This is a genomic window from Flavobacterium fluvii, from assembly GCF_900129545.1.
In the GTDB taxonomy this organism is placed as follows: domain Bacteria; phylum Bacteroidota; class Bacteroidia; order Flavobacteriales; family Flavobacteriaceae; genus Flavobacterium; species Flavobacterium fluvii.
This window is the reverse complement of sequence record NZ_FQWB01000001.1, coordinates 1166503-1190360: the sequence shown is the minus strand read 5'-3', so window position 1 is coordinate 1190360 and position 23858 is coordinate 1166503. Positions and strand designations below refer to the sequence as shown.

General features: G+C 37.7%; 18 protein-coding genes. 8 read left to right on the top strand and 10 right to left on the bottom strand.

The window, feature by feature from the left end; all coding sequences use genetic code 11:
- Positions 1-44: 44 nt before the first annotated feature.
- The 5 genes from BUC16_RS04820 (at position 45) to BUC16_RS04800 (ending at position 7306) form a co-directional block, all read left to right on the top strand.
- Positions 45-1742 carry a peptide MFS transporter gene (locus BUC16_RS04820; protein WP_073368333.1) on the top strand — a complete coding sequence of 566 codons (1698 nt, stop codon included), beginning with the start codon at positions 45-47 and terminating at the stop codon, positions 1740-1742.
- 74 nt (positions 1743-1816) lie between these two features.
- Entirely contained in the window at positions 1817-3475 is a 1659-nt protein-coding gene (locus BUC16_RS04815) for a peptide MFS transporter (RefSeq protein WP_073368331.1), read from the top strand.
- Between the two features lie 4 nt (positions 3476-3479).
- Positions 3480-4991 carry a peptide MFS transporter gene (locus BUC16_RS04810; RefSeq protein WP_073368330.1) on the top strand — a complete coding sequence of 504 codons (1512 nt, stop codon included), beginning with the start codon at positions 3480-3482 and terminating at the stop codon, positions 4989-4991.
- A 6-nt stretch (positions 4992-4997) separates the two neighbouring features.
- Positions 4998-6803, top strand: a complete 1806-nt coding sequence (locus BUC16_RS04805; RefSeq protein ID WP_073368328.1) for a peptide MFS transporter — start codon at positions 4998-5000, stop codon at positions 6801-6803.
- A 41-nt stretch (positions 6804-6844) separates the two neighbouring features.
- Entirely contained in the window at positions 6845-7306 is a 462-nt protein-coding gene (locus tag BUC16_RS04800; RefSeq protein WP_073368744.1) for a thioredoxin family protein, read from the top strand.
- Between the two features lie 2 nt (positions 7307-7308).
- On the opposite strand, the gene BUC16_RS04795 is transcribed toward BUC16_RS04800, so the two are convergent.
- The 4 genes from BUC16_RS04795 to surE all read right to left on the bottom strand — a co-directional run bounded on the left by BUC16_RS04795 (position 7309) and on the right by surE (position 11688).
- Positions 7309-9342 carry a ComEC/Rec2 family competence protein gene (locus BUC16_RS04795; RefSeq protein ID WP_073368746.1) on the bottom strand — a complete coding sequence of 678 codons (2034 nt, stop codon included), beginning with the start codon at positions 9340-9342 and terminating at the stop codon, positions 7309-7311.
- Positions 9343-9409: 67 nt separating this feature from the next.
- A complete protein-coding gene (lpxB, locus tag BUC16_RS04790) occupies positions 9410-10522 on the bottom strand; it encodes a lipid-A-disaccharide synthase (protein WP_073368741.1) in 1113 nt (370 codons plus the stop codon).
- 121 nt (positions 10523-10643) lie between these two features.
- Positions 10644-10916: a hypothetical protein gene (locus BUC16_RS04785; RefSeq protein WP_073368326.1), complete on the bottom strand. Its 273-nt coding sequence runs from the start codon at positions 10914-10916 to the stop codon at positions 10644-10646.
- On the bottom strand, positions 10909-11688 hold the full coding sequence (surE, locus tag BUC16_RS04780; protein WP_073368325.1) for a 5'/3'-nucleotidase SurE: 780 nt from the start codon (positions 11686-11688) through the stop codon (positions 10909-10911). Before surE ends, BUC16_RS04785 begins: the two co-directional genes overlap by 8 nt.
- A 200-nt stretch (positions 11689-11888) precedes the next feature.
- Here surE and BUC16_RS04775 point away from each other — a divergent pair, with 200 nt between their 5' ends.
- Complete coding sequence (locus tag BUC16_RS04775) at positions 11889-14165, top strand: carboxy terminal-processing peptidase (RefSeq protein ID WP_073368323.1); 2277 nt, start codon at positions 11889-11891, stop codon at positions 14163-14165.
- A 15-nt stretch (positions 14166-14180) separates the two neighbouring features.
- Positions 14181-15026 carry a DNA/RNA non-specific endonuclease gene (locus BUC16_RS04770; protein WP_244534339.1) on the top strand — a complete coding sequence of 282 codons (846 nt, stop codon included), beginning with the start codon at positions 14181-14183 and terminating at the stop codon, positions 15024-15026.
- A 3-nt stretch (positions 15027-15029) separates the two neighbouring features.
- Here BUC16_RS04770 and rodA read toward each other — a convergent pair whose 3' ends face one another.
- From rodA to purH, 6 genes are all read right to left on the bottom strand, one after another.
- On the bottom strand, positions 15030-16265 hold the full coding sequence (gene rodA / locus BUC16_RS04765; RefSeq protein WP_073368322.1) for a rod shape-determining protein RodA: 1236 nt from the start codon (positions 16263-16265) through the stop codon (positions 15030-15032).
- A gap of 17 nt (positions 16266-16282) precedes the next feature.
- Positions 16283-18214: a penicillin-binding protein 2 gene (gene mrdA / locus BUC16_RS04760; RefSeq protein WP_073368320.1), complete on the bottom strand. Its 1932-nt coding sequence runs from the start codon at positions 18212-18214 to the stop codon at positions 16283-16285.
- Positions 18211-18717, bottom strand: coding sequence for a rod shape-determining protein MreD (locus tag BUC16_RS04755; protein WP_073368318.1), 507 nt, complete (start codon positions 18715-18717; stop codon positions 18211-18213). Before BUC16_RS04755 ends, mrdA begins: the two co-directional genes overlap by 4 nt.
- On the bottom strand, positions 18710-19537 hold the full coding sequence (mreC, locus tag BUC16_RS04750) for a rod shape-determining protein MreC (protein ID WP_073368317.1): 828 nt from the start codon (positions 19535-19537) through the stop codon (positions 18710-18712). The genes BUC16_RS04755 and mreC overlap by 8 nt, the downstream gene beginning before the upstream one ends.
- Positions 19538-19599: 62 nt before the next feature.
- Positions 19600-20628 carry a rod shape-determining protein gene (locus BUC16_RS04745; RefSeq protein WP_073368315.1) on the bottom strand — a complete coding sequence of 343 codons (1029 nt, stop codon included), beginning with the start codon at positions 20626-20628 and terminating at the stop codon, positions 19600-19602.
- 53 nt (positions 20629-20681) lie between these two features.
- Positions 20682-22208 (bottom strand): bifunctional phosphoribosylaminoimidazolecarboxamide formyltransferase/IMP cyclohydrolase, encoded by a 1527-nt coding sequence (purH, locus tag BUC16_RS04740; protein ID WP_073368313.1) that lies wholly within the window; start codon positions 22206-22208, stop codon positions 20682-20684.
- A gap of 165 nt (positions 22209-22373) precedes the next feature.
- On the opposite strand from purH, the gene BUC16_RS04735 reads away from it, so the two are divergent.
- Positions 22374-23627 (top strand): ABC transporter permease, encoded by a 1254-nt coding sequence (locus BUC16_RS04735; RefSeq protein WP_073368312.1) that lies wholly within the window; start codon positions 22374-22376, stop codon positions 23625-23627.
- The last annotated feature ends 231 nt before the right edge of the window (positions 23628-23858 follow it).

The window sequence follows — 23858 nt, the reverse complement described above, 5'->3', positions numbered from 1 at the left end:
TTATAAAAACAACGCACAAGATAACATTAACCAAAATTAATAAAATGAGTGAAACTCAAGTAAAAACAGGACATCCTAAAGGATTGTATTTCTTATTCTTCACAGAAATGTGGGAACGATTCAGTTATTATGGAATGAGGGCAATCTTTATTCTCTTCATGACCAAAATATTATTGATGAAAGATGCCGATGCCTCCCAAATATATGGAAGCTATACGGGATTGGTTTATTTAACTCCTTTGTTGGGAGGTTATTTGTGCGATAAATTTTTAGGAAATAGACGAAGTATCATTATTGGTGGACTATTAATGGCAATTGGACAATTCTGCATGTTTTTTAGCGCATCGCTTGGAGTCAATGGTGGAGTTTCCATAATGTGGATGGGTTTAACAGCAATAATCATTGGTAATGGTTTCTTCAAACCCAATATTTCCACAATGGTTGGACAACTTTATCCTGCCAATGACAGAAGGATTGATAGTGCATTCACCATTTTCTATATGGGAATTAACCTTGGTGCTTTCTTTTCCCCACTCGTTTGCGGTTCCATGGATTTCAAATGGGGATTCCTGGCAGCCGGAGTTGGAATGTTGATTGGGTTGGTTGCTTTTATACTTGGACAAAAAAAATACCTTATTTCTGAAGAAGGAAAAGAGATTGGTTTACCGGTAAAAAAACTGGATGCAAAAAGCATAGGAATGATAATAGGTTCTATTGCAATCATCTTTTTTATGCTGAACTTCAAGCAAATGTTCAGAAGCGATGTGGACATCATTAGTTATTTCATTTATGGTGCCATGATTGCAATGCCAATCATCATCTTCACCGATAAAAGTTTAACCAAAATAGAAACCCAAAGAATCACGGTAATTTTTATTCTTGCTTTTTTCGTTATCTTCTTTTGGGGAGCATTCGAGCAAGCCGGAGCATCATTGACTTTATTTGCTGATAGACAAGTAAATAGAAATGTAGCTATTAACATTCCAGCTTGGTTAATTTTGATTGTAGGATTAGTAGGTACTTATTTTTTATCAAAAGGGTTAGCGTGGTTTTTTGACTGGTCAAAGAAAACAGGATTAATTGTTATAGGTGCTGTGAGTGTAATATTAATTGCATTGTTTGCAACAGGAATGATTGCAGATTTTGCAAAAAGTGAGTTTCCAGCAAGTTGGTTTCAGTCAGTAAATCCATTGGCCGTAATTATTTTAGCTCCAATTTTTTCTATTATTTGGGGGTTTTTATACACTAGAAAATTAGAACCATCATCTCCAAAAAAGATGGCCATTGGTTTAGGTTTAGTTGCCCTGGGTTATGTTGTTATAGCAATAGCAGTAAAAGGATTGGGAGTTGGCGATAAAGTCTCAATGAGTTGGTTGTTTGCACTATATATCATCCATACAATGGGAGAATTGTGCCTGTCACCAATCGGATTGTCAATGGTTTCAAAATTGGCTCCATTGCGTTTATCTTCACTGATGATGGGAACATGGTTTTTGGCCAATGCTGCCGCCAATAAATTTGCCGGTACATTAAGTGCCCTGATTCCTGGTGGTGAAGATGGAAAAGGTGGCGCTACACATTTTCTAGGTTTCCAAATTACCAATCTCTACGAGTTTTTTGTGTTGTTTATTATTATGTCCGGTGTTGCTGCCGCAATATTATTTGTGCTAAGTTCTTGGTTGGAAAAACGCATGCACAATGACCACGTTGAAGGCGTTGATTTAGAAGTTGAGAATAGATAAACCGTTTAATTATTTTTTTATACCTTTCAAACCTACGAGCATCTTGTAGGTTTGTTTTTTAATACCATTCATTTATGTGGAAAAATCACCCAAAAGCATTGCCTTATTTGTTTTTGTCCGAAATGTGGGAACGTTTCGGTTATTATTTAATGATAGGTATTTTTACGCTATACCTGAAAGATGTCGAAGCTGGCTTTGCCATGACCGAAAAAGAAGCTTCTGACTTATACGGAACTTTTATCGCTTTGGTTTTCTTGACACCTTTCATAGGCGGCTTGGTTGCCGACAGGTATTTGGGCTATCGAAAATCCATCGTGATTGGAGGGTTAATGATGGGTGTAGGCTATTTCATGATGGGAATTCACAGTTTGCCAATGCTCTACACGGCCATGACTTTGGTTATTGTGGGCAATGGTTTTTTCAAACCCAATATTTCCACCCTTTTGGGAAATTTTTATTCCAAAGAAGAATATCTTGACAAAAAAGACGAAGGCTACAATATTTTCTATATGGGAATAAATATTGGGGCATTTATCTGCAACTTTTTTGGAGCAGCCTTGCAAATTCTTTTGGGCTGGCATTATGCTTTTATGGCAGCTGGAATAGGAATGTTTATAGGCGTCATCGTTTTTCTTTTGGGAACAAAACATTATGCAGGTTACGACCATAAAAAAGGAACACAGGAAGGCGATATGTCATTTTTAAGAATTGTTCTTTTCATCTTGTTGCCATCGGTTATTTTTGGTATAATTGGCTGGTTTTTAAAAGGCACTACATCCGACGCCAATCCTGCCAGCTACATTTTTGGTTCAGACAGTACAGACGCTTTCGTTTTTGCATGTATCCCGATTATTTTCTTTTACGGAAGCCTTTATTTCAAGGCCAAAGAGCAAGACAAAAGACCAATTGGGGCACTACTTTCCATTTTTGCGGTTGTTATTTTATTCTGGGCGGTTTTTAAATTGAATGGTTCCGCGTTGACAACTTGGGCAGACAGATACACGGACAGGGAAGTTACCGGAACAACAGAAAAAGTATTTTCAACATTGGTACAGTCAAAAGAAATCACTTATGAAAAAGCATCCACAGAACTATACGATGCCAAATTCCGACTTCAAAAAGAAAATGGCGAGGTTGTAAAAGTAGACGATTACCCCATCTATTTTAGAAATGTGTCCAAAGAAAAACTACCTCAAGAAGGAAGTAAAATAAGTGTTTGGGCTACCAATCTAAGCCAATCCATCAATCCGGGTTGGGTAATTATATTGACTCCTTTGGTCGTGGCATTTTTTACCTTTTTAAGAACCCGAAAAAAAGAACCTTCAACACCCACAAAAATTGCCTTCGGATTATTAATTTCTGCCTTGTCGGTTTTAATAATGGTTGCCGCAGTCCACATTGGAAATAACGGCACCGAGAAAGTTTCCGTTTGGTGGCTAGTCGCCAATTATGGCGTAATCACCATTGGAGAATTATTCCTGAGTCCAATGGGATTGTCGGTAGTCTCTAAATTAAGTCCAAAAAACATAACGGCCTTGATGATGGGTGGCTGGTTTTTGTCTACGTCAATCGGAAACAAATTAAGTGGCGTTTTGGCCAGCATGTGGGACACTTATGATGACAAAGCCAATTTCTTTTGGGTAAATTTCTGCCTATTGATGTTTGCAACCTTGATAATGTTCGCCTTGGTAAAAAACCTGAATAAAGTAATGAGAGAAAAAGGAATCAATTAAAATTATGGAGCAAAATTTAACTATCGAGCAAATACAAAATTTTGAAGGAAAGTACCCAAAACAATTGTGGTATTTGTTTTTCTCCGAAATGTGGGAACGTTTCAGTTTTTACGGAATGCGCGGAATGTTGGCCGTTTTTATGGTCAGCCAGCTGAACATGGATGAAACCACAACCAATTTGCAATATGGTGCATTACAAGCCTGGACTTATGCGTTCCCTTTTATTGGCGGATTGTTTGCCGACAAAATTCTAGGGCTTAGAAAATCACTTTTTTGGGGAGGAATTTTAATGATTATTGGAAGCGTGATTTTGGCCGTTAGTCCAAAAGAGCTGTTTTTCACCGGAATTGGTTTTTCTATCGTTGGAACAGGTTTTTTTAAGCCCAATATTTCTTCCATAGTGGGACAGTTATATAAAGACGGCGATGTTAGACGGGATGCCGGTTTTTCTCTTTTCTACGCCGGAATCAATCTGGGTGCGCTATTAGGCGGTTATGTTTGTATCGCAGTTGCCAATGGAAATCTTTGGACGGGATTTGTTCCGGAACATCTTCGCTGGAACTACGCTTTTGGTTTCGCCGCCATAGTAATGGTTATTAGTTTATTGACATTCACTCAAACACAAAAAAGTTTGGGAGAAATTGGATTGTCTCCATTGGTCAATGTCGAAAAAACCAAAAGAAAAGTATACGAAGTTTTGACTTACATCGGTTCGTTAATACTAATTCCCATCATCATTTTGATGGTTGCCAATACGGTTTACACTGATTATTTCATGATGATAATTGGCCCGGCTTCCATCTTGTACTTGTTTTATGAAATGCGAAATCTTTCGGCAGTGCAGGTCAAGAAACTATTTGCTGCTTTGGTATTTATCATTTTCTCCATTTTCTTTTGGGCATTCTATGAGCAAAGTGGAGGGTCGTTAAGTTTGTTTGCCACCAATAATTTACAGAATAAACTTCTTGGTATCGAGGTTGATCCAAATGGAGTAAATAATTCTTCTGGAGCTTTATTTGTAATTATCTTTGCTGGATGGCTCGGAATTCTATGGATTTGGATGGCAAAAAAGAAAATTGAACCCAATACAGTTGTTAAATTTGGTTTAGGATTTATATTGCTTGCTGCTGGTTTTTGGATATTCTATTACACTAAATTCTTTGCTGGACCTGACGGCAAAACGTCATTAAACTTATTCACTTTTGGTTGGTTTGTCATTACTTTTGGCGAATTGTGTTTGTCCCCAATTGGAATGTCGGTAATGACCAAATTATCTCCACAAAAGCTACAGGCCGTAATTATGGGAATGTGGTTTTTAGCGAGTGCTTACGGACAATATTTCGCTGGATTATTGGGAGCAAACATTGCAGAAGCTTCAAAAGACGCAACCAATTTAGAAAAATTAAATACCTATGCCGATGGATACCAGCAATTGGCAATCTACGCATTGATTGCAGGATTGTTGTTGATATTGATCTCCCCTTTGGTAAAAAAATTAATGCAGGAAGTAAAATAAAATTATATGACTCAAAACACCACAGACCAATTTTTCAAGAACCCTGTTTTAGGACATCCATCTGGATTATTTGTCCTGTTTTTTACCGAAATGTGGGAACGATTCTCCTTCTACGGAATGCGCTCCCTGCTTATTTTGTTCTTGACGGCTTCGGCCATGGATGGAGGTTGGGAATGGAGCCGAGAAAACGCTTCCTCCCTATTTGGTTCTTATGTGGGACTGGTATATTTGTCCACGATGTTGGGCGGTTATTTTGCCGATAAAATCATTGGTTTTCGTTGGGCCGTTGTTGTTGGAGCTTGCCTGATGACTTTGGGACATGCTTCCATGGCGGTGGAAACAGAATTTTCCATTTATCTGGGATTGGTGTTGTTGGTTTTTGGCAATGGATTTTTCAAACCCAACATGACTTCCATCATTTCCGAAATGTACAAAGACCGTCCCGAGAAAAAAGACGGAGCTTACACGCTTTTTTATATGGGTGTCAATGCCGGCGCTTTCTTCGGAATCTTGCTTTGTGGCTATTTGGGCGAAAAAGTGGGCTGGAGTTACGGTTTCGGTCTGGCCGGGATTTTCATGTTCTTCGGGATGTTGCAATTTTGGTTGTCCCAAAACATCTTTGGAGAAATTGGCTTAAAACCAAGCGCAGAAAGCAAGGCAAAAGTACAAGCAGCTGACACCGACACAAGAAATCCGTTCACGCCAATACAACTGGGATTAATTGCCATAATGGCTACTTTGGGATTGTTGTGGATTTTGAATGCACCTGTTTCAAAAATTTCTGGAGGAAAAATAGATGTTTTCGGATTTCTGGGTGAAAACGGAAACTCCATTGCCATCGTTACGGCATTGGTTTTATTTATTATTTTGCTTGCTTACCGATTTACCCAATATTCAAAAATCACGAAAGAAAAGCTGATGGCGGTTACCTTTTTTGCGTTTCTAACCATTTTCTTCTGGGCGATATTCGAACAATCACCAAACAGTTTAACCATTTTTGCCGCCGATTACACCAATCGTGTTTTGGTAGGCAATTGGAGCGTAATTTTTTTGGTGATCAATTCCTTGATTACCATTTTGCCATTGGCCATTATCACCTGGGTATTGACATTGTTGTTTAAGCAAACTTTCAAACAATACACCTTGGCATCAGTGATTTTAAGCACCAGTTTCGTCATTATTTGGGCAATCGCCCTTTGGATGTTGGCGAAAGATTATTATACCGCAGGTTATTTGTCCTTGTCTGACGGAACATTGGAATTTTTAAAAATAGACAAAGTAACCGAGCCTTTGACGGAAGTGGCTGCAACCTGGTTTTCTACCTTGAATTCCTTGTTCATTATTTCGCTCGCCCCCTTGTTTTCCAAATGGTGGGAAAGCAAATACAACCCTTCGGTGAATTTCAAATACGGAATAGGAATGGCATTGCTGGCATTGGGAATGGCTTGCGTGGCATTTGGAGCAAAAGACATCGAACCTGGAGCCAAAACGGCTTCGGTGAGCATGATTTGGTTGATTCTGGTTTATCTTTTTCACACCATGTCCGAATTGTGTATTTCACCCGTTGGACTGTCGAACGTGAGTAAACTGGTTCCAGCCAGAATGATTGCATTTATGTTTGGAGTTTGGTATCTTGCGGTTGCAATTGGAATGAAGGGAGCAGGAATGTTTGGCGAGAACATCGATAAAATTGCCAACGAACACGGATTGAGTTATTTCTTTTGGATGTTGACACTGATTTCAATTGTGGTGGGCATCTTTGCCATTGTGATGTCGCCTGTCATCAAAAAATTAATGCACGGAGTAAAATAATGGCATTATTTTTGGATAAAAATTTTAAAAATCACATAAAAATGAAAAAAGTATTTATAACATTATTAGTATTTTTAGGTTCTTTTGCAGTTGAGGCTCAAGAGCTAAAATGGGAAACCGACATCAACACTGCCATAAGCGTTTCCAATAAAACCAAGAAACCGATGTTGCTTTTTTTTACCGGTAGCGATTGGTGTGGATGGTGCATCCGTTTGCAAAAAGAAGTATTGAAAACCCCCGAATTTACTAAATGGGCAAAGAAAAATGTTGTTCTGGTGGAATTGGATTTCCCAAATGCCAAACAACAATCCGATGCAATAAAAACTCAAAACAACGATTTACAACAAATATTCGGAATCCAAGGATATCCTACCGTTTACTTTGCCACGGCCAAGATAAAAAATGGCAAACCAAGTTATACCGGTCTAGGAAAAACGGGCTATGTAGCCGGTGGTCCTTCGGCTTGGTTGAATGTTGCCAATGAAATATTGAAAAACAAATAATTTCAATCCAATCTATAAAATCCCTTTTCGCCAGTAGCGTGAAAAGGGATTTTCTCTTTTAGGCAACTGGCTCTCCACAATTTTTGAATGGTCCAGAAATTCGAGGCATCAACCACAACTGCTTTAGGCTTGGCGACTTGTAAAAAACGTTCGAAATTTATTTTGGGAGACTGGGTAACCACGACAATATCCGGATGAACATTTGGATAAACACCTAAACTATCCATAATCAAGATTTTATTTCCATTAAAATAAATCAGGTTCTGCAATCTTTTTTTGATTTTCAAACTGCTGAAATTCCCCATAGAATAAGAAGTCAGGGTTTTATTTTTTAGTGCCGTTTTCAAAAGACTGTCATTGGCATACAAAGTGATGTTGTCCCCATTGCGTTCTGCAATCAAAGTAGATTTTTTCGAATTGAAAACAACCAATTCTTTTTGGCTTTGAATTGTCCAATGCGTTTGAAAATAAGTCATTTGAAAAATAATTACACCAATCAATGCCAAAACCAATCTGTTGAAACTTGGTTTCTTGAACCAAACAATCGTGGCAACAATCAATAAATACAGACTCAACAACAACTGCCAATTGAACGGAATATCCCGAATGATAAATTGCTCCAACGAAGCAATCGAATTGATGATTTTGTTCAAAATGTAAATGCTCCACTCCAATGGTTTGGCAAAGAAAACTGGAACAAAATCGAATGCCGCCAAAACCATCACCAAAACACCCAAGCCCATTATCACGCTCAAAAACGGAATAATGACCAAGTTCGTCACAAAAAATAATCCAGGAAACTGGTGGAAATAGTAAATACTCAACGGAAAAGCACCAATTTGTGCCGCAAAAGAAACAGTCAATATTTCCCAAAAGTAATTGACTATTTTATTTTTTGGAGACCAAAGACCCGACAACAACGGTTGCAACCAAAGGATAAAAAACAAGGCGAGATAACTCAATTGAAATCCCACATCAAACAAAAATGAAGGTTGAAACAACAAAATAAGCAACATCGAAACCAACAAAGTGTGGAAAATATTGGTGCTTCTCCTCAAATACATTCCGATGGCGACAAACGAAAACATCGTAACCGAGCGAAGGACCGATGGAGCCAATCCAGCAATCAGGCCAAAAGTGGAAAGTGAAACCAAAATGATAATCAACTTGATAAATGAACCCCGCCTAGTATTGGGAAAAGGTTTCAGAAGAAAAGTCACGAAAAACAAAACAAACCCGATATGCAATCCCGACACCGACAAAATATGCACTGCTCCAGCATATTGATAATCCTTGATAATCTCTGGCGAAATATCTTGTTGTTGCCCTAAAATCAAGGCAACGGCAACGTGCAATTCGGCTTTGTGGAAATTGCTTTTCTCCAAATTTCGAATGATTTTTGCACGCAATTTCGACGTATAATACCAAACATCTTTTTCGATGATGGAACCTATTTTGATTTCGGAAGCATCGACATAAACTTGTGCATAAATTTGTTTGTTTTCGAGGTATTTCCCATAATCAAACTGGTTCGGATTTTTTGCTGGAGTGTTTTCGTATAAACTCCCTTGGATTTGCAAATGAGTTCCAATTTCGAAGGAATGATTCAAGCTGTCTTTTCGAATATTCAAGAGAACTCTACCTGTTTTCTCTGAATCGTCAATTTGATTTACAAGTACAACATAACGGTCGTTGAAACTGGAACTTCGCAGCTTTTCTCGAACAGTTACCGACAGCAAATGGGGTTCATCAAAAATAGATTTCTCGTGAATATAATTATTGGATTGAAAAGAATCGGTGTGGATGATTTGGTTGCTTGCGCCAATTCCAAAAGCAAGAAAATAGGTTGCCAAACCAAAATAGATTGGGTTTACGGCATTCCGTTTCGATACAAAATAAACAATTACGAATGCACAAAAAGCGACAAAAAGCGGTAAAAACACGAAGAAAACACTCGGCTTGAAGTAATGCGCCACCAGAATTCCGGCCAAAAAACCAATCGTAATTCTCGCCAAAGGAAATTGTAATACTTTCATAATCATAAAAGTAAACAATTTTTAGTCCGAAATAACCTTACTAAATTTTATGTTTCAAAAAAGTAAATTATTTCAAATCTCCCACAATCAATTTGGCTGTTTTTTCGCTCGCGCCGATGCCTCCCAATTTTTCTTCCAAAATCTCGTATTTTTCCAAAAGGTTTTGGCGATAACCCGGTTCCGTGATTTTTTTCAACTCTTCCCGAATGCGTTTTGTACTGCAACCGTCTTGAATCAATTCGGTAACAACTTCCTTGTCCATAATCAGGTTGACCAAGGAAATATATTTTAGGGTAATGATGCGTTTGGCTATTTGGTATGAAATCATGCTGCCTTTATAACAAACCACTTCCGGCACTTTGAAAAGAGCCGTTTCGAGCGTTGCCGTTCCCGAAGTGACCAATGCCGCCGTGGCATTGCCCAATAAATCATAGGTCTTGTTCGAGACAAATTTGATATTTTCATTGGTTATAAAACCTTCATAAAAAGAAAATTCCTGGCTTGGCGCACCGGCAATCACGAATTGATAATCAGGAAAATCATTGACCACGCTCAACATCACCGAAAGCATTTTGGTAATTTCCTGCTTGCGGCTGCCCGGCAAAATGGCAATGATGGGTTTTTCGTTCAATTGATTTTCTTTCCTGAAAACAGCAGCATCCATTGCCGGATGATTATGGATGGCATCAATCAGTGGATGTCCCACAAATTCAACCGGAAAATGATGTTTGCCTTCATAAAAATCCTTCTCGAAAGGCAGAATCACGTACATTTTATCGACATCACGTTTGATTTCGGTAATTCGATTCTCTTTCCAAGCCCAAATTTGTGGAGAAATATAATAATGGGTTTTCAAACCTTGCTCTTTTGCCCATTTTGCAATACGTAAATTGAATCCGGGATAATCGATAAAAATAATCACGTCCGGTTGAAAATCGTTTATGTCTTTTTTGCAAATTTTAATGTTGTTCAAAATGGTTTTCAAGTGAAACAATACTTCCACAAAACCCATAAAAGCCAAATCACGATAATGTTTTACCAAAGTGCCGCCTACTTTTTGCATCAAGTCACCTCCCCAAAACCGAATGTCAGCATTGGGATCTTCCTTGTACAAGGCCTTCATCAAATTGGCTCCATGCAAATCTCCCGAAGCTTCTCCTGCTATAATGTAGTATTTCATCTGTTTATTTTTATTGCTTTTCAATGGTCAGATGGAACTCGCAAAAAACCATTTCTTTGATGTTTGAAATTATGCGAGCTCGTTTCATTTTTGTTTTTAATGGGTTGTTTGTCGCATAAATTTATGCAAATAAAGTGATAATCGTGATTACAATAACGGCCAAAATTACGCCACGAGCCATCATTTCCTTGTCCAATTTCAGCAAAACACCAAAAGCGACCAAATCAAGGATGGATCCCAATGTAATTAATTTACCCAGTCTTCCTTCGAATTTCATGGATTCAACACCTTCCATAAAATCAAAAGCCGTAAAAAATTTGATAAAAAGAAAACTGCCCAACAGGGAAGCCAAAATTCCTATCACGAAACCTATCAATATATCCGTTTTATTCATTCCAGTTCCAAGTGTTAAGTTTTTGTATAGCGTGATGTGCGGTTAAATCAAACTGCACCGGAACCACTGAAATATAACCATTGGCCAGCGCCCATTCGTCAGTGTCTTCGCCATGGTCTTGATTGACAAATTCTCCGGTGAGCCAATAGTAATCTCGTCCTTGCGGCGTTTTTCGTTTGTCGAATTTCTCCATCCAAAGTGCTTTTGCCTGACGACAAATTTTTATTCCTTTAATTTCTTTTTCACCTAATTTCGGAAAATTCACGTTCAAAACCACGCTTTCCGGAAGTCCTTTTTCCAAAACTTCTAAAGTAATACTTCTTATAAATGATTTTATGGGTTCGAAATCGGCATTCCAATCGTAATCCAGCAAAGAGAAACCGATAGCCGGGATTCCTTCGATTCCCGCTTCGACGGCGGCACTCATCGTTCCGGAATAAATCACGTTTATAGATGAATTAGAGCCGTGGTTCACACCTGAGACGCACAAATCCGGCTTTCTTTTTATGACTTCATTGACTGCCAATTTCACGCAATCAACCGGAGTACCCGAGCAACTGTATTCTGCAATGACATCATTATCTTTGGAAATTTTGTTGATATACAAGGTGTCATTTATGGTAATGGAATGTCCGGTGGCACTTTGCGGACTATCCGGAGCCACGACCACAACCGTTCCAATTTCTGCCATAACAGCGATTAATGCACGAATTCCCGGAGCAGAAATCCCATCGTCATTGGTTACCAAGATTAAAGGTTTGTCTTTTTTCATTGTATATTTTATCAAATTTAGTATTGTTAAATTGCAAATAAAAACGTGGTGATTTCCAGCAAACAAAGAAACAAAATTAATCCAGTTCGAAGATTAAACCCAAAACAAAAAAAACAATTTTATATCTTTAACAAAAATTTATGCGGGCGCTGTATTTGTTGGCATGGTTTTTACCGTAATTTAGTTTTTTTAAATATACTATGAATACTATTATTGATTTTATGAAAAGAAATTATAAAATACTTCTTGCCGTGGTTTTGCTTTCGGTAACTCTATTTGCATTTAGAAATAATTCCGCCAAAAGTGTCGATCCTGGAAAAGATAAAATGCTGTTGGAATTATTGACATTTGTTATCGAAAAAGGGCATTATAGTCCTGCATTAATTGACGACACCTTTTCCAAAGGAATTTATAAGGACTACATTCAAGCATTGGATCCATCCAAAAGGTTTTTTATGCAATCCGACATTGACGAATTTTCAAAATATGAAACACAGCTTGATGACCAATTACTGAATAAAGACTTGTCTTTTTTCAATCTTACATACGAGCGTTTGATTAAAAGAATGGAACAAGGCAAAAGTTTGTACAAAGTCATTTTGAGCACGCCTTTTGATTATTCTGTTGACGAAACATTCAACACGGATTACGAAAAAGCTCCTTATGCCAAAAATGCAGCCGAATTAAAAGAAAGATGGCGCAAACAACTCAAGTTGTCAACACTTTCGTCGTTGACAGATCGCTTGAAAATTCAAGAAAACAAAGAAAAAGGAATTGTCGACAAAGACGGCAAAAATATTTCTGAAGAATTAAAACCAGGTGAATTTGTTGACAATATCAATGTTGCAGAAAAAGAGAAAGAAAAAACAGAAAAACCTTCGGATGGAAAATCAAAATCTATTGAAGAATTAGAAAAAATTACCCGTGAAAGTTCCTTGAAATCATTGGATGAATATTTTGGATTCATGAAGGAATTAACCAGAGATGATTGGTTTTCAATCTACATCAACTCCATCACGGCCCGTTTTGACCCGCACACCAATTATTTTCCACCTGAGGAAAAAGAACGTTTTGACGTGAGCATTAGCGGAAAATTCGAAGGAATTGGAGCACGTCTTCAAAAGAAAAATGACTTTACTGAAATCACCGAACTTATTTCAGGAGGACCCGCTTGGAGAGGAAAACAATTGGAAGCCGGTGATGTCATCATGAAAGTAGGCCAAGGAAATGGACAACCTCTTGACGTTGTCGGGATGCGTCTAGATGATGTGGTCAAAAAAATTAAAGGACCAAAAGGTTCCGAGGTTCGTCTTACCGTAAAAAAAGTGGATGGCACCATCAAAACTATTTCAATCGTAAGAGACATCGTGGAAATTGAAGAAACTTATGCGAAGTCAAGTGTCGTGGAAAGAAATGGCGTGAAATATGGCGTGATTTATTTGCCTAAATTCTACATTGATTTCGAAAATGCCGATGGTAGAGATGCCGGAAAAGACATTGCCGCCGAAGTGGAATCTTTGAAAAAAGCGGGTGTAAACGGAATTGTACTTGACGTTCGTGATGATGGAGGTGGTTCGCTATCGACAGTTGTGGATATCGCTGGACTATTCATCGAGCAAGGACCAATCGTGCAGATTAAATCAGCAGACAAACAAAAAGAAGTTTTGTATGACAGGGACAAAAAGATTGAATGGGATGGGCCATTGGTAATTATGGTCAATAGTTTTTCTGCCTCGGCTTCCGAAATTTTGGCAGCAGCCATTCAAGATTACAAAAGAGGAATCATTGTTGGCAGCAAACAAACCTATGGTAAAGGAACGGTTCAAAACGTGATTGATTTGAATAAATTTGTTCGCAGTAGCAGCACCGGAGACTTGGGAGCATTAAAAACCACTACCCAAAAATTTTATAGAATAAATGGAGGTTCAACCCAACTCGAAGGAGTAAGCAGTGACATTGTCATGCCGGACAAATACGCCTACTTAAAAATGGGAGAGCGAGATGTTGATTCTGCGATGCCTTGGGACAAAATAGATCCCGCACCTTATAAAGTATGGAAAAACAACGCAAATTTTGAGAAAGCAATTGCAGAAAGCAAAAAAAGAATTGCACAGAACCCGCAGTTTAAATTGATCGAAGAAAATGCAAAATGGATTGACAAAAGAAGCAACGAAAATTTGTATAGCCTGAAAATGGAGGATTTTAAAACGAATCAAAAAGCCATAGAAGATAGTGCAAAAAAATTCAAAGCGATAGCCAATTATGATTATCATTTGAAGTTTACTTCTTTGCCTCAAGAAGCTGAAGCCATGGAAAAAGATGCTTCTCTTAAAGAAAAAAGAGAAAGATGGCACGAAAGTTTATCTAAAGATATTTATGTGGAAGAAGCATTAAATATCTTGGATGATTTACAATTTAAACCAGTTGTCAAAAAAAGTGTCCCTGTGGCAATAAAGAAAAAAGAACTAGCTAAATAAGGATTACTTACAGTAATGAATAGAATAAAACAGGTATTAACTGCTATTGCGCTCCAGAAATTGAAAAAAAATTTCTGGAGCGTTTTTAGTTTTGGGATAATTATGGCTTTTCTTTTGGGATCTTTTTCGGCATTTGACTTCTCGTCCGACAATTCTGGAAATGAAATTCAAAAACAAAATCGAGCCTTTAATTTCTTGCCCACGTCAACCACGAATCAAATCATCCAACACGCTTATTATACGTTGTCCTACAGCGAAAAACACGAACAGGCGGAGTGGGTCGCTTATGAATTGAAAAAAAGTTACGTGAGAAGCAATAATTTCAAAAGACCCTATTTTATTGAAGACCCAAAGGTAAAAACAGGCTCGGCAGATTGGCGAAATTACAAAAAATCAGGTTATGACAAAGGACATCTTTGTCCGGCCGGCGATATGGAATTTGATCTTAATGCCTACAACGACACCTTTTTTACCTCGAATATTTCCCCACAATTGCACAATTTCAACGGTGGCGTTTGGAATAGATTGGAACAAAAAGTTCGTTATTGGGCAACCAAATACGATGGCATTTACGTGATTACAGGAGGGATTTTACAACCTTCTTTGAAAACAATTGGCAAAGAGAAAGTGTCCATTCCCAATTATTTTTACAAAATTTTGTTGGACAATTACAATGGTCAATACAGAATGATTGCTTTTTTGGTTCCAAGCAAAAACAGCGACAAACCATTATATGATTTTGTAGTTACAGTAGATAGTCTCGAAAAAATGACTGGAATTGATTTCTTTCCAAAATTGGAAGATAAAATCGAAAACAGTTTGGAGAAAAACAGCGATTACAAAGCTTGGAGTTTTAACTAAAAACTACCACTCATTTACCTTATTGGCATCCATCTTTATAAAAATAAAGAGGAGAATGGTGAAGCCCCATAGTCCGGAACCTCCATAAGAAAAGAAAGGCAATGGTACACCAATAGTTGGAAACACACCCACGACCATGGCAATGTTCACAAAGAAATGAATGAATAAAACACCCGCCACGCAGTAGCCGTAAACCCTGCTGAATTTTGTTTTTTGTCTTTCGGCCAAGTAAATAATTCTAAGCAACAAGCCGGCAAACAAAGCAATTACAAATAGCGAACCCAGAAAACCCCATTCCTCGCCTACGGTAGTGAAAATATAATCCGTGTGTTGTTCCGGCACGAATCCTCCTTTGGTTTGCGTTCCTTCCAGAAATCCTTTTCCAAACCAGCCACCAGAACCAATGGCAATCTCCGATTGGTTTGTATTATAACCAATCCCTTTCATATCGACTGATTTTCCCAATAATATATTGAAACGATCACGGTGGTGCTGTTTAAAAACGTTAGTAAAAACGTAGCTTACGGACAAGACAAATCCAGATATCAGGGCAAAAATAATCCCGCTCAAGAATATGTTTCTATCGCCTAATCTTGACTTGAAATGAACTAAAACAATAACTATTAATGCAATAAGAATAACATACTGGGGTTCTAAAATAAGCGTCAACATAAACAGGACTATACCAACAAATCCAGTCAACACGTACCAAGCAGGCAATCCTTCACGATATAAAACAATAATAAAAATACTGTATATCAAGGCACTCCCCGGGTCTGGCTGAGGCAATATGAGCATCACGGGAAAAAACAGGATGGCCAAAGCCTGGATTTGCCTATTGACATCCTTCAAATTGATTTGGGTATCGCTTAAATATTTGGCCAATGCCAATGCCGTGGCGGCTTTTGCAAATTCTGACGGTTGAAGCGTAAAACTTCCAAAGGCGTACCAACAGCGTTGTCCGGCAATGGTTTTGCCAAAAGCAAACAACCCAAGTAATGACAACAAGGAAACTCCATAAATGATACTGGCGTATTTCTCATAAAACTTGCCATCCACATAAAGCAAAATAAATATCAATGGAACTGTCAAAACGATGAATATAAACTGTTTCTCGGACGTACCATCCATGGAAGACAACGAGGAAGAGTATATGTTCAACCATCCCATTATCACCAATAAAATATAGATGATGATACAAACCCAGTCGATATTATTTGTTAAACTTTGATTTTTCATTTGGAATGAATCGCTTGTTAATTTCTTTTGGTAGTATCTATTTTAACTTTCGGAACAATGATTTTTGATTTTGCAATTGAATCTTTTATTCTCATTTCTTTCAAAACTACATCAGAAAGCCCTCCTAATATAGCATAACGACTTTGTAAACTCCTCTCCAGTGTCCTCTTTTCTAGATCTGTTCGGGTTATTTTGTGTCTCAGGTATTTTTCGATCATCAAACTGGCAATAGGCCCGGCTATGGTTGCCCCATATCCACCATTTTCGATCATGACAGCTATTGCTATTTTGGGGTTGTCCTTAGGAGCAAAAGCCACAAAAATGGAATGATCTTCCAATTGTACTCGTTTGCCTCCTATTTTAGCAAAATTTTCTGCGGTACCCGTTTTTCCACAAATATCAATTCCTTCCACCCTCAAACCAGAGGCAGTACCCATATTGTACACGTCAAACAAACCACTTATCATGGGCGCAAAATATTTTTTGTCAATTGTGGTATAGTGCTTTTTAGTGAATTTGGGATCAATTTTTTCGCCCTTGATTTTCCTGATGATATGAGGTGTGTAATAATAACCCTCATTGGCAACAGTGGCCATCATATTGGCAAGCTGTATTGGTGTCATCACCACTTCACCTTGACCAATGGAATTGGATACAATAGTTTTACCACTATAACCCCAACCAGGATACATTTTTTTATAAGTTTTAGAAGTGGGTACCTTTCCTTTTTTTCCTGTAGGCAAATCATAGCCCATAAATTGTCCGAGTCCAAAACTCTTTACGTGGTTGCTCCAAACATCCACCGCATAAGGTGTACTTGCATATTTTCCAATAATTCGTAAATAAACATTGCCAAAATAAGCGTTACATGACAATGCAATTCCATTATGCAGTTGATGCGGCCCGAAGCCATGACACTTCATAAATCGACCAGGTGCGTAACTAAACCCATGATGACACATAAAGGTCGTTTGCTCATTTATCACGCCTTCTTGAAGTCCAACAAGACCGGTCAAGATTTTAAATGGAGAACCCGGCGCATATTCTGCCAGTAAACTTCTATCAAAAAGTGGTTTTGCAATAGAATCACGATACAATAAAGTATAGTTTTTAGACCGTTGGCGACCTACCAAAATTGCAGGATCATAAGAGGGTGCAGTTACCAATGCCAAAATCTCGCCTGTTTTTGGTTCAATGGCCACAATTCCTCCCCTTTTGTTAATCATTAATTCCTCCCCATATTTTTGAAGTTCGGCATCAATGGTCAAGTTGATATCCTCTCCCTGAACAGCGATGGTGTCATATTTACCCTCTTTGAAAGAGCCTATTTCACGGTTGAATTTGTCTTTCTGAAAATATTTAACACCTTTTATTCCACGCAGCACTTCTTCGTAACTTTCTTCAACCCCTTGTTTACCAATTAAATCTCCACTATTGTAATATGGGTTTTTTGCAATCAGTTTTTCGTTGACTTGTGTAATAAACCCAAAAATATTGGCTCCAAAATTAACCTGGTAATCTCTAAGGGAACGCTTTTGGAAATAAAACCCTTCGAATTTTCGAATTTTTTCTTGAAATGCGGCAAACTCCATTTTGTTCAATTGGGGCAAAAATACCGAAGGCAGCCTAGGACTATACACTTTTGCTTTGGCAATTTTCTCCAAAAAATCTTCTTTGGTAATATTCAATAATTGGCAAAACTCCAAGGTGTCAATATTTTTAATGTCCCTTGGAATAACCATAATGTCGTAAGATGGCTGGTTTGCCACCAGCAACTTTCCATTTCTGTCATAAATATAACCTCTCTCGGGATAGTCATATTTTATTTTAATGGCATTATTGTCAGATTTCAACTTAAGGGAATCATCAATAATTTGCAAATAGAAAATACGCAATAGCAGTAAGCACGCTGCAATAATAATCAATGAAGGAAGAAGCACTTTTCTCATCGTTTATTCGGCTTAATAAGATATATAATTATAATGCAGATAATTATGGTGAAAACGGTGCTAAATAGTGTTCGAATCAAGATGTCCCAGAAGAAGCTGATTTTAAAAGCTTCCAATATGAACAATACAAAATGATGTATCACGACTGAAAGCAATATAAAAGTAAACCTTTCGGGAGTCAATACATCATTCAATTTTACGGTTTGGTATTCATAACTAAGTCCGAAAGAAAACCTGAAAAGATAGGGTCTATAAAAGGCCAAAACCAAACAAGCCGTAGTGTGGATCCCCCCGGAATTACAAAACATGTCCATAATAATCCCCAGAAAAAAACTGGCCGCCAAAAGCCCTGATTTATTACTGTTTACCGGGTATAATATTATAAAAAGAATATAGGGAAATGGACTGATGTAGCCCAAAAAGTTCATGTTGTTGAAAACAACTATTTGGACTGCCAGTAAAAGCAGAAAACGAAAAATATTTACGAATAAAGCACTATTCATCTTTTTTTCTCTTATTTTCTAAATTGATAATTTCTTCGCGATCTTTACTTTTTATGATATATACGTGACCTAAATTGGTCATGTCATTGAATAATTTAACCTGTATGGTATAATAATGAGTTTGATCATCCACTTCTATTTTGGCAATTGTTCCAATGTTGATGTTTTCAGGAAATATAACAGATTGTCCTCCAGTCACGATGGTATCACCTTTTCTTATCGAGGCCAATCTAGGAACGTCCGTCAATTGTACAAAACCTGTGTTCTTTCCATTCCAACCCAAAGACCCAAAATGATTTGATTTTTTTAGTTTGGCGTTTATTTGGGATTTTATGTTCAAAATACTGACCACCGTAGAATAACCTGGCGAAGTATTGTCAATGATTCCAACGATTCCCAAACTATTAATGACACCCATGTCTGGTTTCACGCCCTGAAGACTACCCGAATTCAACGTCAAATAGTTTTCATGAGAATTAAAAGAGTTGTGAATCACTTTTGAAACAATGATATCGGTCGGATGCAATCCCCTGATACTGTCCAATTTTGGAATCGAAGTAGTATCTTTTTTATCAAAAAGAAGGCTTCTTAGTTTTGCATTTTCTTGGGCAAGCGCATCATTCTGGGTTCTCAAATTCAAATATTCGTTCACATTATTGATTCTTTCATAGACTCCGCCACTCAAAAAATTGGCAGAACTTATTACTTTGCTTCGATGATAGGAATGGGATTGAATGGTAAGAAATAACGATATACCCAAAAGCAGCAAAAACAGTAATCTATTACTGTTTTTATAAATAAAATTAAATATTTGCTGCATATTATACCTGTATAATAGATGTGTAAAACTAAAAACCTAATGCTGTCAACTAAATCTTTGTCCTATTTAATCAAGACACTTTTGAATTTTCCAAGATTTTTAAGCGCCATTCCTGTTCCTCTAACAACTGCTCTTAAAGGATCTTCGGCAATATAAACCGGTAAATCCGTTTTTTGGGAAATTCTTTTGTCAAGTCCTCTCAACATCGATCCTCCACCGGCAAGATAAATTCCCGTATTGTAAATATCCGCTGCCAATTCTGGAGGTGTCTGGGACAAGGTTTCCATTACGGCATCTTCTATTCTTTGAATTGATTTGTCCAAGGCTTTTGCAATTTCTCTATAAGAAACCGCTACTTGTTTTGGTTTACCGGTCAATAAATCTCTACCTTGAACCGACATTTCTTCTGGAGGTGTTTCCAAATCTTCGATGGCTGCCCCTACTTGAATTTTTATTTTCTCTGCAGTACTTTCCCCAACAAAAAGGTTGTGTTGCGTACGCATGTAATACACGATGTCATTGGTAAAAACGTCACCGGCAATTTTTACCGATTTGTCGCACACAATTCCACCCAAAGCGATTACGGCGATTTCCGTTGTTCCACCTCCGATATCCACGATCATGTTTCCTTTTGGCTGCATGATGTCGATACCAATACCAATTGCTGCAGCCATTGGTTCGTGAATCAAATATACTTCTTTACCATTTACTCTTTCGCAAGATTCTTTTACCGCTCTCATCTCCACTTCGGTAATTCCGGAAGGAATACAAACCACCATTCTCAATGCTGGAGTAAACATTCTTTTTTTCAATGCCGGAATGCTTTTGATAAGCATGCTGATCATTTTTTCGGAAGCATCAAAATCGGCAATTACACCATCTTTCAAAGGCCTTATCGTTTTAATGTTTTCATGGGTCTTCCCTTGCATCATATTGGCTTCTTTACCAACGGCAATAATCTTTCCTGATATTCTATCACGAGCAACTATCGAAGGGCTGTCAATTACGACTTTATCATTATGTATGATTAAAGTGTTTGCGGTACCAAGGTCTATCGCGATATCCTCGGTCATGAAATCAAAAAATCCCATAAATTTTTAAGGGTTTAAAAGTTATAAATTTGTAACGTACAAAGCTAAACAAATTAATGTTTGAAATGACGTGTTCCTGTAAATACCATTGCAAGTTTATTTTCATTGCAATAATCGATGCTTAATTGGTCTTTTATTGACCCTCCTGGTTGAATAACGGCTGTTATTCCAGCGTTTTTTGCAATTTCCACACAATCCGGGAAAGGGAAAAAAGCGTCACTCGCCATCGAGGCACCTTCCAAGCTAAATCCAAATGTACGTGCTTTTTCGATAGCTTGCAACAAGGCATCCACTCTTGAGGTTTGTCCTGTTCCAGAGGAAATCAAAGTTCCGTTTTTTGCAAAAACAATCGTGTTTGATTTTGTGTTTTTGCAAACTTTAGAGGCAAAAATCAAATCTTCCACTTCTTGTGCGGTAGGAGTTGTTACTGTAACGGTTTTTAAACCTGCTTTAGTATCAGTGATGTTGTTTCTTTCTTGAACTAAAATTCCGTTTAAGCAAGTTCGCACTTGTTTTTGAGGCAATTCCACTTCATTTTGAACCAATATAATTCTGTTTTTCTTTTCTTGCAAGATGGCAAGGGCTGCTTCGTCATAACTTGGCGCAATGACTACTTCACAGAATAATTTGTTTATTTCGTTGGCTGTTTCAACATCAATTTTTGTGTTTGAAATCAAAACACCTCCAAAAGCAGAAGTTGGATCGCAAGCCAATGCCACGTTATAAGCTTCGCTGATGGTTGGTCTTGTTGCCAATCCACAAGCATTATTGTGTTTCAAAATGGCGAAAGTTGGTCCGTCATTTTTGAATTCGTTAATCAAATTTACCGCTGCATCAACATCCAATAAATTATTGTATGACAATTCTTTTCCGTGAACTTTATTGAACATGGCGTCAAAATCTCCAAAGAAAAATCCTTTTTGGTGTGGATTTTCTCCATATCTCAAAACTTGTCCGTCAGCAATGCTGGTTTTGAAAATAGTTTCGTCAGTATTGAAATAATTAAAAATCGCAGTATCGTAATGAGAAGAAACATGGAATGCTTTAGTGGCAAACAATTTTCTGTCTTCCAATGTTGTGGCTCCATTTTGTTTGCTGATCAAATCCAAAAGCAAACTATATTCTGCAACCGAAGGAACAATTACGGTATCCTTGAAGTTTTTTGCGGCAGCACGAATCAACGAAATACCGCCAATATCTATTTTTTCGATAATATCGCTTTCGCTGGCGCCTGAAGCAACCGTTTTTTCGAAAGGATACAAGTCAACAATTACCAAATCAATTTGAGGAATGTCGTATTCCTTCATTTGTTGCACATCGCTTTCATTGTCTTGACGATTCAAGATTCCTCCAAAAACTTTTGGATGCAAAGTTTTTACTCTTCCACCAAGAATAGATGGATATGAAGTAACGTCTTCAACGGGAACAACTGGAATGCCAAGATTTTTGATAAATTCTTCAGTTCCTCCAGTAGAATAAAAGATTACATTTTGTTCGTGCAATTTCTTTATTATTGGTTCAAGACCCTCTTTTGAAAAGACAGAAATTAATGCCGATTTGATAGTTTTTGTTGTGCTCATCGTGTAGTTAGAATTTTGTGGTGCAAAAGTAGTTTTTTTGATGATAAAATTCAAATGTATTTATTGTAACAATATTTAAAAAAACAATACCAATGAGACAGTGAATTTTCATTAGGTTTATGAAGAATATTTTTGGAATTTTACAATAACACTAAACATTGTTTTATGCTGGTTTATTTACGATTATTATCAGAGAGTTTCCGTTTTGCGATGAATGCTTTACGAAACAATAAACTACGCACACTATTGTCTTTACTGGGCGTTACCATCGGTATTTTCTCGATTATCGCCGTGCTTGCCGCCGTGGATTCCTTGGACAGAAAAATCACCAAGGATTTAAGTTCTTTGGACAAAAATACCATTTATTTGATGAACCGATCTTTTGGCCCTTCAGAAATCCCGGAATGGAAAAGAGAGCAATTTCCCAACGTAAAATACGACGAATATATTTATTTGAAAGGTGCAATGACCAACACGGAACAATTGGGCTACCAAATATTCACTAACAGGGAATCCATCAAATATGAATCAAACACGGTTACTTCCGTAAATATAGTTCCGGTTTCGCACGAATTCATAGACATACAAGGATTGGAGTTTGACGAAGGACGATTTTATACGGAATCCGAAGCCAATTCTGCCGCTCCGGTTGTAGTCATAGGAAAAGAAATAGCAGAAAATTTATTTGGCGATTTCGACCCCATTGGCAAAAAAATCCGTTTGTACGGACAACGATTTACCGTTATCGGGGTTTTGAAAAAGAAAGGCGGCGGGTTGTCCTTTGGAAACAACAACGACACTTCGGCATTTATTCCGGTAAATTTTGTTAGAGAACTAATTGGCGACAATAATAAAGCTGTAGTCAACGTGATTATTTTTAAACCGCAAGTCGGAGTCGACATGGATGCCTACAAAGCAGAAATTAGCCAGAAATTAAGGAGTTTTAGAGGCTTGAAAGCAGGTGAAATCGACAACTTTTTCATCAATGTTTTCTCTGGATTCACGGATTTGATAGACGGAATTATTTCCAAAATGAACGCCGTGGGATGGATAATCAGTGGATTCTCCTTGCTTGTGGGCGGTTTTGGGATCGCCAATATCATGTTTGTTTCGGTAAAAGAGAGAACCAATCTCATCGGAATCCAGAAATCCTTGGGTGCCAAAAACCGGTTTATATTGTTCCAATTCCTCTTCGAAGCCATTATTCTTTCCGTAATTGGCGGAATAATTGGGTTGTTCATGGTCTGGATTATCGCAATGATTTTGACCAAAACCCTGGAGTTTGAATTCGTTTTGGGAATGGGCAACATTCTTTTGGGAACTGGACTTGCCGCAGTAATTGGTTTAATATCCGGAATTCTTCCCGCGGTTTCAGCCTCCAAATTAGATCCCGTGGAAGCGATTAGAACGGGAATGTAGTGTTCAGAAATCGGTGGCAAAAAACACCGCAGATTCGCAGATTTTCTCTTGCGAGTTTTATTTTCGTGATTTATAAGTGACTAATTTTGAGCAAATCAGTTAAAATCTATCAATTTCAGAATGAACCATTTATTAAAATCTGCGAATCAGCGGTAAAATATCTTATGCGTTTGTCCTGAAACCTTTCCCGGTTAAATGGAAACCGTATCTTTGCCGCATCATAAACCGTTA